Below are 10,060 nucleotides of genomic sequence, written 5' to 3' on the forward strand. Positions count from 1 at the left end.
ACCGCGTGACCAACCCGGACAACAAGCTCAAGCGCTACAACCTGTACAAGAACATCGCCAAGACCGAGGTGGTGGACGATCTGACGGTGAAGTTCACGCTCAAGGAGCCGTTTGCACCTTTCGTCAATTCGCTCGCCCACCCCTCGGGCGTGATCATCTCGCCCGCTGCGCTCAAGCAGTACGGCAAGGAGATCGTGCAGCACCCCGTGGGCACCGGCCCGTTCAAGTTCGTCGAGTGGAAGCCTTCCGACTACATGAAGGTCGCCAAGTTTGACGGCTACTGGCAAAAAGGCCTGCCCAAGGTGGATACGATCACCTGGCGCCCGGTGGTGGACAACAACACCCGTGCATCGATGATGCAGACCAACGAGGCGCACTTCGCCTTCCCGGTGCCGCCAGAAGCCGTGGCCAACCTCGAGAAGAAGCCAAGCCTCGAAATCACCAAGGCGCCGTCGATCATCCATCGCTACATCTCGATGAATGTGACGCAGAAGCCTTTCGACAACCCCAAGGTGCGTGAGGCGCTGAACTACGCCATCAACAAGGAAGCGCTGTCCAAGGTGGCGTTTGCGGGCTCTGCCATCCCTGCCGAAGGCGTGCTGCCCAAGGGCGTGGAATTTGCCACCAAGCTCGGCCCATGGCCCTACGACCCGGCCAAGGCCAAGGCCCTGCTGAAGGAAGCGGGCTACCCCAACGGCTTTGAGAGCACGCTGTGGTCGGCCTACAACCACTCCACCGCCCAGAAGGTGATCCAGTTTGCGCAGCAGCAGCTCGCCCAGGTCGGCGTGAAGGTGACCGTGCGCGCCCTGGAAGCAGGCCAGCGCGTGGCCGAGGTGGAATCGGTGCAGGACCCTGCCAAGGCGGGCGTGCGCATGTACTACGTGGGCTGGTCGTCGTCCACCGGTGAAGCCGACTGGGCCATGCGCCCGCTGCTGGCGGGTGAGAGCGCACCTCCCAAGGGCTTCAACACCGCCTACTACAGCAACCCCGAAGTCAATGCCGACATCGCCAAGGCGCTGGTGACCACCGACACGGCTGCGCGCGGCAAGATCTACGCCGATGCCCAGCAGAAGATCTGGAAGGACGCACCCTGGATCTTCCTGAACACCGAGCAGCTGGTGTCCGTGCGCGCCAAGAACCTGTCCGGCTTCTACGTGATTCCTGACGGCAACTTCAACTTTGTTGACCTGGACCTGAAGTAATCCATGCATCGCTACCTGCTCAAACGCTTGCTGGGGCTGATACCGACGCTGCTCATCGTGGCAGTGCTGGTGTTCGGTTTTGTGCACATGCTGCCTGGCGACCCCGCGCGCCTGGCGGCAGGCCCCGAAGCCGGGCCCGAGACGATTGAACTCGTCCGCAAGGACCTGGGGCTCGATCTGCCCCTGCACCAGCAGTTCATCCGTTTCTTCGGCAATGCGTTGCAGGGCGATTTTGGCAAGTCTGTCCGCACCAAGCGCCCGGTCTCGCAGGAGATCGCCGAGCGCTTTGGCCCGACCTTCTGGCTCACCGTGGTGGCCATGGCATGGTCGGTGGTGCTGGGCATGTTCCTGGGCATCGTCTCGGCGGTCTGGCGCAACAAGTGGCCCGATCGCCTGGGCATGACGCTGGCGGTGTCGGGCATCTCGTTCCCGTCATTCGCCCTGGGCATGCTGCTGATGCAGTATTTCTCGGTCAACCTGGGCTGGCTGCCCACGGTGGGGGCCGATACCTGGAAGCACTACGTGCTGCCGTCGCTCACGCTGGGCGCTGCCGTGGCCGCCGTGATGGCGCGCTTCACGCGCAGCTCGTTCATCGACATCCTCAAGGAAGACTACGTGCGCACGGCGCGCGCCAAGGGGCTGAAGGAGACCGTGGTCGTCATCAAGCACGGCCTGCGCAATGCCATGATTCCGGTCATCACGATGATGGGCCTGCAGTTCGGCTTTCTGCTGGGCGGCTCCATCGTGGTGGAGGTGGTCTTCAACTGGCCCGGCATGGGCCGCCTGCTGGTCGATGCGGTCGAAATGCGCGACTACCCGATCATCCAGGCCCTGGTGCTGCTGTTCTCGCTGGAATTCATTCTGATCAATCTGGTGGTTGACCTGCTGTATGCATGGATCAACCCCACCATTCGCTACAAGTAAGGAGCATGGGCATGACTACTCCAAATGCTCCCCAAACCCCGGCCAGCGCTCCTGCAGGCACCGCTGCCACGCCCACGCTGCCCGCCAACCTGGCCGCATCGACGCGCATGCGCACGCCCATGGCCGAGTTCTGGCGCAAGTTCAAGCGGCAGAAGCTGGCGCTGTGGGCTGGGGCCTTCATCATCGTGCTGGTGCTGGTGGCCATTCTGGCGCCGTGGCTTGCGCCGTTCGATGCCGAGAATTTCTTCGACTACGACGCCCTCAACTCGCCACCGACTGCCAAGCACTGGTTTGGCGTGGATTCGCTGGGCCGCGACATTTTCAGCCGCATTCTGGTGGGGGCCCGCATCTCGCTGGCCGCAGGCTTTGTGTCGGTGGCCATCGGCGCGGTGATTGGTGCCGTGCTGGGCCTGCTGGCGGGCTACTACGAAGGCTGGTGGGATCGCATCGTCATGCGCATGTCCGATGTGCTGTTCGCCTTTCCCGGCATTTTGCTGGCCATCGGCATTGTGGCCATTCTCGGCAACGGCATGATCAACGTCATCATGGCCGTGGCCGTGTTCAGCGTGCCGGCCTTTGCGCGCCTGGTGCGCGGCAATGTGCTGGCACTCAAGCAGCAGACCTATATCGAGGCGGTGCGCTCCATCGGCGCGCCCGACTGGGTCATCATGCTGCGCCACCTGCTGCCCGGCACGGTGTCGTCGGTGGTGGTGTACCTGACGATGCGCATCGGCACCTCGATCATCACGGCGGCCAGCCTGTCCTTTCTGGGCATGGGTGCCCAGCCGCCAACGCCCGAGTGGGGCGCCATGCTGAACGAGGCGCGCAGCGACATGCTCAACGCCCCGCATGTGGCGCTTTTCCCCAGCCTGGCCATTTTCGTGACCGTGCTGGCCTTCAACCTGCTGGGCGACGGCCTGCGCGACGCGCTCGACCCCAAGCTGGACAATTGACAATCGTCAATCGTCAATCGTCAATCGTCAATCGTCAATCGACAACTGACCACCACGGGCTGATTCGCAGTCTGCTATCAAAAACAAAGCTGCTGGCGCTTGATGCATAAGCGCTAGCAGCTTTTTTAATGTTTAATGGGGGTCGCTTACTGCGGCTGCTCCTTGTGCAGGCGCTTGAGGAAGACCGTGATCTCCTTGGCGGTCTGTGCGTCGCCATTGGCATCTGCCGCCTGCATGCCCTGCTGCCAGGCCGATTCCGCCTTTGCCCGCTCGCCCAGTGCGAGCCAGGCCTTGCCCAGCAGCTTCCAGGCGGCAGAGTATTGCGGGTTGTGTTCCACCGCCCGGCTCAGATGTTCTGCGGCTGCGGCATGGTTTTCTTCCCGCAGGAATGCGTTGCCCAGGCCAAAGCGCAGCAGGGCGTTGTCCTGGCCGCTGGCCAGCAGTTTTTCGAGACCTTCGCGCATCGCTCATCCTTTCGATGCCACGGAGGATAGCGGCGTGCGCTTGTCCGCAATGCGGGTGGGTGCATGCCCCAAAAACAAAAGCGCCCCGTAGGGCGCTTTGCGGCGGGCCTGTCGGAGGCTCAGCGTTTTTTCTTTGCCGTGGCCGTGCTGCGCTTGGAGGGCGCGGCCTTGGTGGGCGTGTTGCGGGCCGTGCCCTTTTGGGCAGAGCTGCCCTTGCTCGATTTGCTGCTGCGGCTGGCTGCATGGTTGTTGCGGTTGCCCGCGTGGCGCTCTGCGCCCACGCGCACCGGCAGGTACAACACCACCTGCTGGCCCGCCTTGAAGGCGGCCTTCACGCCCACGTCGTTCCAGTCCGCCACCTGGGCGGCGGTGACCTTGTAGCGCTGCGCGATGCCGGTCACGCTGTCGTGCTTGCGGGCCTTGACGGTGGTGCGCCGCGTCACGATCTCGGGCGTGAGGGCAATGTGCGCGTTATCGGCCAGATGGCTGGAGACGTCCTGCTTGACGGCAGCCGATCGGGGCACCATCAGTGCCGAGCCGCCCTTGACCATCATGCGCGGGGGAATGTTGTTGACCGCGCGCAGGTCGCCTTCGCTCATGCCGACCATGCCTGCGGCGGTGGCCACGGTCATGGTGCTGGGCACAGTCCAGACCGTCCAGCTGGCGTACTGGCCTTTTTCATGGGCCTGCAGGTTGCGGCGGAAGACATTGGCGTTGTCCCAGGGCAGCAGCACCTGGGGCGTTCCGGCCTTGAAGATGACGGGCTTGTTGAACGAGGGGTTGAGCGACTTGAGCTCATCCATGGTCACCCCGGCGAGTTCGGCCACCTGTGCGGTGTCGATGTCGCGGTCCAGCGTGACAGCCTGGAAGTAAGGGTGGTTCTCGATCAGCGGCAGCTCGGTCTGGAAGTTTTCCGGCCGGGCGATGATGTTCTTGACCGCCTGCAGCTTGGGCACGTAGTTGCGCGTTTCATCGGGCATGTTCAGGTCGGTGTAGCCCATGCCCAGGCCCTGCTTCTGGTTGCGTGCCAGCGCGCGGCCCACGCTGCCTTCGCCCCAGTTGTAGGCGGCCAGGGCCAGGTGCCAGTCGCCAAACATGTTGTAGAGCTTTTGCAGGTAGTCGAGCGCGGCGCGTGTCGATGCGAGCACATCGCGCCGGTCGTCGCGGAACATGTTCTGCTTGAGCTCGAAATACGTGCCGGTAGAAGGCATGAACTGCCACATGCCAGCGGCCTTGGCGCTGGAGACCGCCTGCGGGTTGTACGCGCTCTCGATGTAGGGCAGCAGCGCCAGCTCGGTCGGCATGCCACGGCGCTCCAACTCCTCGACGATGTGGAACATGTACTTGGAGGAGCGCTGCGTCATGCGCTGGATATAGTCGGGCCGGCTTGCATACCACTGCTCCTGGTTGCTCACCAGGTCGCTTTGCAGATCGGGCATGGCAAAGCCACGGCGGATGCGGTCCCACAGGTCATCGGGCACGGCCAGATTGGCTACGCCATTGCGCTGCACGCTGGCGGAATTGATGGGGCTGAGCGGCCCCCTGGGGTAGCTGGGAGTATGGCTGGCGGTGCTTTGCGCCTCCGCTTCGCTCTTGTTGGCCTCTGGTTGACTGGTAGTGGCGCAGCCGGTCAGAACGAGGAGCGCGCTCAGGCTCCACAGGTGCAGGTAATTCTTCAAAATTGGTTCTTCCAGCGACGCAGCGATGCCAGTACCGATACGGAATCGCCGCTGGGGGTGGATGGATCAAATTGCTGAGCAGCACGTGCCACGGCGGGGACTGCGCTGCGCAAAAATGGGTTGATGCGCAGCTCGTTGCCAAGCTGGGCAGGCAAGGTGGGGGTGCCCTGTGCCCGCAGCGCTTCGCAGTGCGCCGTGTACCGGGCGATATCGGCGTTGTCTGGCTCCACTGCCTGCGCAAAGCGCAGATTGGAGAGCGTGTATTCATGCGCAGCGCACACCAAGGTATGGGGGGGCAGGGCTGCCAATGCAGACAGCGATGCATGCATCTGCGCCGGGGTGCCTTCGAAAAGGCGGCCGCAGCCTGCAGAAAACAAGGTATCGCCACAGAAAAGAACGGGGGCGGGCAGGGGAGCCTCGCCTTCCACCAGGGGGCAGTAATAAGCAATGTGCCCGGCGGTATGGCCGGGCACATCGATCACCTGCCAGGTGTGGCCCAATAGCGGCAAGGTATCGCCGCCCCGCAACGGGTGGTAGGGGGCGGGAATGTCTTCGCGCGCCGGGCCGTACACCGCCGCTCCGGTGGCTTCGCGCAGTTCGGCAACGCCGCCCACATGGTCGCCATGGTGGTGTGTCACTACAATGGATTGCAGATGCAGCCCGAGCGCTTGCAACGCCTCCATCACGGGCGCGGCCTGCCCGGGGTCGACCACCAGCGCCTGTCTGCCGTCGTGCAGCAGCCAGATATAGTTATCGGTAAAGGCGGGCAAAGGGTGCAAGTGCATGAATGAACAAATTATAGGCACGCAAAACTGGTGGAACATGCCGTTGGGCCGCTACATGCTGGCCTGGGAGCAAACATGTTACGACGACGCGGTGGCCGACATCTTTGGCTTTCACAGCCTGCAGATCGGGCTTTTCCCATTGCAGGGGCTGCGGGCCAATCGCATGCCCCATCGCTGGCTGGCGCTCGAGTCCACGGAGCAGCAGGCGCAATGGCAGACGCTGCAAACTGTAAATGTAAACAGCTTTGCACAGGGTTTACAAAGTCCCCAGGCTGCGCCTGCTGATCCGGGGCCCGCGCCGGGGGCGTTCGAGGAAGGCGCGGGGGCGGTACAGGCTGAGAACGCTGCGGTGCCATCACAGACCGCGGTGCTGTTGTGCGCGGGACAGGCGCTGCCCTTTCCCAATGACTCGCTCGACCTCGTGCTGCTGCCCCACACGCTGGAGCTGAGCGCCGATCCGCACGCCGTGCTGCGCGAGGTGGCCCGCGTGCTGGTGCCTGAGGGCCGGGTGCTGATCAGCGGCGTGAACCCCGCAAGCCTGTGGGGCATGCACACCTGGAGCCGCCGCCTTCCCGGCTTGCAAAAGCTCCCTCCCATGCCCGACGACCGCAGCCTGATCGGCTATGGCCGCCTGCGTGACTGGCTCAAGCTGCTCGATCTGGAACTGCAGACCGCCAGCTTTGGCTGCTACCGCCCGGCCATGCGCACCGATACCTGGCTGCGCCGCTGGGACTGGATGGACAGCGTAGGGGCCAGCGCATGGCCGATATTGGGTGGTGTGTACTTTGTGGAGGCGGTGAAGAAAGTCGCAGGCGTGCACATGCTGGCAGCGCCCTGGAAGGCGGCTGCGCCTGCTGCCGTGGGCCGACCGGTGGCGGCGCGCGATGGCGTGTTGGACAAAAGGGCCACAGGTGGCGCCAGCCAGCCGAAGGGAGATGGCTGGGAAAGGCCTGTTTAAGCGCTTTTGTCGCCCTGGCGCTTGTCTGTCAATCACAGATAGCTATCAATTGTGAAGCGAGCTCTGGCGCCATTCCCTCCTGAAAACCGCTTATAGTTGCCGCACTGACAGTGGCATGCGCCAAGGAGCTGGTTTGAACCAAGTTGTGATTTATACGGACGGTGCCTGCAAGGGCAACCCCGGGCCTGGCGGCTGGGGCGCACTGCTGCGCGCCGGCCAGGCAGAGAAAGAGCTGTATGGCGGCGAGTTGAACACCACCAACAACCGCATGGAATTGATGGCCGTCATACAGGCGCTCGAAGCGCTGAAGCGCCCCTGTGACGTGGCGCTCTACCTGGACAGCCAGTACGTGCGCAAGGGCATCACCGAATGGATTGCCGGGTGGAAGGCCAAGGGCTGGCGTACCGCGAGCAAGGAACCGGTGAAAAATGTCGACCTGTGGCAACGCCTCGATGCGCTTGTCCACGGCGGGGCGCACCGCATCAGCTGGCATTGGGTCAGGGGCCACGCCGGGGACCCGGGCAACGAGCGGGCCGACAGCCTGGCCAACAAGGGCGTGGATGTGGCGCTGGGTCGGGCTTGATTCAAGTCATATATCAGGAAGGAGCAGCCATGGGACGGGCAATGCAGATTCTGGCAGTGATCGGTGTGGTGGCTGCGCTGTACGTGGCCTACCGCTACGGTGTCTTTTAAAGAGACGAGTGCTTATCCAACGCAACAAAGCCTGATGACCAAGGGCCATCAGGCTTTGTTTTTTTCGGGAGTTGCGCTGCCTATTCGGCAGCGGCAATCCGGCGCAGTGCGTCCGTATCGCGCACGATCAGGCCCGAGGGCTCGATGCGGATCGACGATTCGCGCTCCATCGACTTGAGTTCCTGGTTCACGCGCTGGCGCGACGCGCCCAGCAGCTGGGCCAGCTCTTCCTGCGCCAGTTGCAGGCCGATGCGGGTCTCGGTGCTTTCCTTTCCGGGCACGCCATAGCTGCGCGAGAGGTGCAGCAACTGCTTGGCAAGGCGCGCGCGCAGCGGCAGCGTGTTGAGGTCTTCCACCATGCAGTACAGGCTGCGGATGCGGCGCGCATGCATGCGCGAGAGCGCCTGGTAAAACTCCACATGGGTCTGCAGAATGCGCTGGAAATCGGCCTTGCTCACGCACACCAGGGTGGTTTCGCCATGGGCGTACACATCGTGCGTGCGGCTGTCGTCGTCAAACAGGCCCACATCGCCAAACCAGGTGCCGGGCTCCACATAGGTGAGTGTGATCTGCTTGCCCGTGAGCGAGGCAGAGCTCACACGGGCCGAGCCGCGCGCCACCGATACCCATTCCTCCGGCGTATCGCCGCGCGAGAAAATCAGCGCGCCGTCCTTGAAGCGCTTGACATACGCACAGCGCAGGATGTCGTGGCGCAGGGTGGGTGAAAGCGTCTGGAACCACCGACCGGTGTTGATGGCTTCGCGTTCTTCTTGCGTGAGGATGGGATCGTCCATGGCGTGTCGTCTCAGTGACTGAAGTTCTTTGTTTTGTCGCTTGCGCGACGGTCACGCTCGAATGTAAGGCATTGCCGGTGAATTGTTAATTGTCGTCTGACATCGTAGGAGGGCTGACAAAGGAAAATCACCCCGTCTGTTGCCCGTTATTCAATCAGGAAATAGCGTAATTTGCATACCAGCAGGGCGCTTCCAGCTATCAGTTTTGAGAATGGGTTTTCCCTAGGTGCACCAATGGTGAAGACAGCCTTCTGCATCGGTGAAGGGTCGGTGATGGCGCAACAAATCAGTGGGGCTTTGCGGCAGGCCACCACGCAGCGGGCCATTTGCTGGCAGTGGCTGGAATGCGCTGGAATTGGCTGTCAGCGGCGTGTCAGTGCAGGCTGCTACCGCAACCACTCACACACATCAGGTGGGCGCACCTGCGAGATCAGGCAACCGCGTCTGCGCGGCGGCGCCGTTGCCACAGCTCGATCAGCACCACTGCCAGACCCGCCAGGCAGATGAGCGCCATGCCCGCTGCTGTGGTTGCGCCCGGCAACTGGCCAAACACCAGCCAGCCCAGGGTGGTCGCAGAGACGATCTGCAGGTAGTTGAAGGGCGCCAGCAAGGTGGCGCTGGTCTTGCTGTAGGCCGTGATCTGCAACCAATGGCCCGCAAAGCCGGTGAGCCCCGTCGACAGCAGCAGCCCCCATTGCCAGGGGCTCAGATTGAGCCACTTCCAGAAAAACGGCAGCAGGGCCGTCAGCACGATGGCGCCTAGCAGGCCACCGTAGAAATTGCTGGTCAGCGGGTCATCGCCCGCCACGCGGCGCGTGCTGATCTGAAAGAGCGCAAAAGTAGCGGCGGTGATGGCGCCCCAGACCGCACCCTCGGTCGACAACTGGCCGCCCGGCCGAACCACGATCAGCATGCCGACAAAACCCAGCAGCACGCCTGCAAGGCGGTGCCAGCGGGGCCGCTCGCCCAGCAGCCACGGCGCGAGCACCATCACCAGCAGCGGCGCCATGAAGTTCATCGCCGTGCCCTCGGCCAGCGGCACCAGGCTCAGTACATGGAAGAACAGCAGGGTGGTGGCAATCATCAGTACCCCGCGCTGCAGCTGGCGCGGCAGCGACTGGGTTTTGAACAGGCTGCGGCCGCGCCTGGGCAGCACAAAAATGGCCATCAGCACCACGTGGCCGACATAGCGGAACCACGACACCATCAGCACCGGCACGCCCGCCATTACCAGCAGCTTGCCGCTGGCGTCCAGGCTGGAGAGAATCCACAAACCGCACACATGCAGGGCGATACCGACGATATTCATGGCTTTGCAAGGACTTAGAACGTGTTTACGATCTCTACGCAGCCGCGTTGGAGTGCAATCGGGATGAGTTCGAAGTGCTTGGCCGCAGCTTGCACCGGGGTGCAAGCAAGGGCCAGCGCGCAGAAATCGCCCGATTTCACTCCAACCCGTAGGGACAGTGGCCTTGCGGGCGGTCTGCGTTGTTGCAAATCCTCGCAATAGCGGGGCTATTGCTGCGGTATTGCGCCTCGCATCCCATCCCTAGCCGGGCGCCCCGCAAAGCCACTGTCGCGGCGCGAGGAGATCGTAAACACGTTCTT

The 10,060-nt window shown here is 63.1% G+C and carries 10 protein-coding genes; 5 read left to right on the forward strand and 5 right to left on the reverse strand.

From position 1 onward, the window contains the following. The 3 genes from gsiB to gsiD form a co-directional block, all read left to right on the forward strand. Positions 1-1,202 (forward strand): glutathione ABC transporter substrate-binding protein GsiB (gene gsiB, locus ACH2DG_RS20645; protein ID WP_395028451.1); only part of this gene is annotated, 1,202 nt, incomplete at its 5' end. Between the two features lie 3 nt (positions 1,203-1,205). Further along, on the forward strand, positions 1,206-2,126 hold the full coding sequence (gene gsiC, locus ACH2DG_RS20650) for a glutathione ABC transporter permease GsiC (RefSeq protein WP_184707402.1): 921 nt from the start codon (positions 1,206-1,208) through the stop codon (positions 2,124-2,126). 11 nt (positions 2,127-2,137) lie between these two features. After that, positions 2,138-3,079, forward strand: a complete 942-nt coding sequence (gene gsiD, locus ACH2DG_RS20655; protein WP_395028453.1) for a glutathione ABC transporter permease GsiD — start codon at positions 2,138-2,140, stop codon at positions 3,077-3,079. Positions 3,080-3,225: 146 nt separating this feature from the next. On the opposite strand, the gene ACH2DG_RS20660 is transcribed toward gsiD, so the two are convergent. The 3 genes from ACH2DG_RS20660 to gloB all read right to left on the reverse strand — a co-directional run bounded on the left by ACH2DG_RS20660 (position 3,226) and on the right by gloB (position 6,007). Beyond that, positions 3,226-3,543 (reverse strand): tetratricopeptide repeat protein, encoded by a 318-nt coding sequence (locus tag ACH2DG_RS20660; RefSeq protein WP_395028454.1) that lies wholly within the window; start codon positions 3,541-3,543, stop codon positions 3,226-3,228. A 119-nt stretch (positions 3,544-3,662) separates the two neighbouring features. Beyond that, positions 3,663-5,222, reverse strand: coding sequence for a transglycosylase SLT domain-containing protein (locus ACH2DG_RS20665; protein ID WP_395028456.1), 1,560 nt, complete (start codon positions 5,220-5,222; stop codon positions 3,663-3,665). After that, entirely contained in the window at positions 5,219-6,007 is a 789-nt protein-coding gene (gene gloB, locus ACH2DG_RS20670; RefSeq protein WP_395028457.1) for a hydroxyacylglutathione hydrolase, read from the reverse strand. Before gloB ends, ACH2DG_RS20665 begins: the two co-directional genes overlap by 4 nt. Here gloB and ACH2DG_RS20675 point away from each other — a divergent pair. Both ACH2DG_RS20675 and rnhA read left to right on the forward strand, forming a co-directional pair. After that, positions 6,006-6,965 carry a class I SAM-dependent methyltransferase gene (locus tag ACH2DG_RS20675; RefSeq protein ID WP_395028458.1) on the forward strand — a complete coding sequence of 320 codons (960 nt, stop codon included), beginning with the start codon at positions 6,006-6,008 and terminating at the stop codon, positions 6,963-6,965. The genes gloB and ACH2DG_RS20675 overlap by 2 nt on opposite strands. 133 nt (positions 6,966-7,098) lie before the next feature. Beyond that, entirely contained in the window at positions 7,099-7,548 is a 450-nt protein-coding gene (gene rnhA, locus ACH2DG_RS20680; RefSeq protein WP_395028459.1) for a ribonuclease HI, read from the forward strand. A gap of 190 nt (positions 7,549-7,738) precedes the next feature. Here rnhA and ACH2DG_RS20685 read toward each other — a convergent pair whose 3' ends face one another. Both ACH2DG_RS20685 and ACH2DG_RS20690 read right to left on the reverse strand, forming a co-directional pair. Then, entirely contained in the window at positions 7,739-8,452 is a 714-nt protein-coding gene (locus ACH2DG_RS20685; protein ID WP_395028461.1) for a Crp/Fnr family transcriptional regulator, read from the reverse strand. Between the two features lie 430 nt (positions 8,453-8,882). Further along, complete coding sequence (locus ACH2DG_RS20690; RefSeq protein ID WP_395028462.1) at positions 8,883-9,761, reverse strand: DMT family transporter; 879 nt, start codon at positions 9,759-9,761, stop codon at positions 8,883-8,885. Positions 9,762-10,060: the final 299 nt, after the last annotated feature.

Source organism: Comamonas odontotermitis (genome assembly GCF_040396735.1).
GTDB lineage: Bacteria > Pseudomonadota > Gammaproteobacteria > Burkholderiales > Burkholderiaceae_C > Comamonas > Comamonas odontotermitis_C.

Coding starts and splice junctions, on each gene's coding strand:
- gsiD (WP_395028453.1), top strand. CDS start 2,138: ATGACTACTCCAAATGCTCCCCAAACCCCGGCCAGCGCTCCTGCAGGC.
- gsiC (WP_184707402.1), top strand. CDS start 1,206: ATGCATCGCTACCTGCTCAAACGCTTGCTGGGGCTGATACCGACGCTG.
- gloB (WP_395028457.1), bottom strand. CDS start 6,007: ATGCACTTGCACCCTTTGCCCGCCTTTACCGATAACTATATCTGGCTG.
- ACH2DG_RS20675 (WP_395028458.1), top strand. CDS start 6,006: ATGAATGAACAAATTATAGGCACGCAAAACTGGTGGAACATGCCGTTG.
- ACH2DG_RS20690 (WP_395028462.1), bottom strand. CDS start 9,761: ATGAATATCGTCGGTATCGCCCTGCATGTGTGCGGTTTGTGGATTCTC.
- ACH2DG_RS20685 (WP_395028461.1), bottom strand. CDS start 8,452: ATGGACGATCCCATCCTCACGCAAGAAGAACGCGAAGCCATCAACACC.
- ACH2DG_RS20660 (WP_395028454.1), bottom strand. CDS start 3,543: ATGCGCGAAGGTCTCGAAAAACTGCTGGCCAGCGGCCAGGACAACGCC.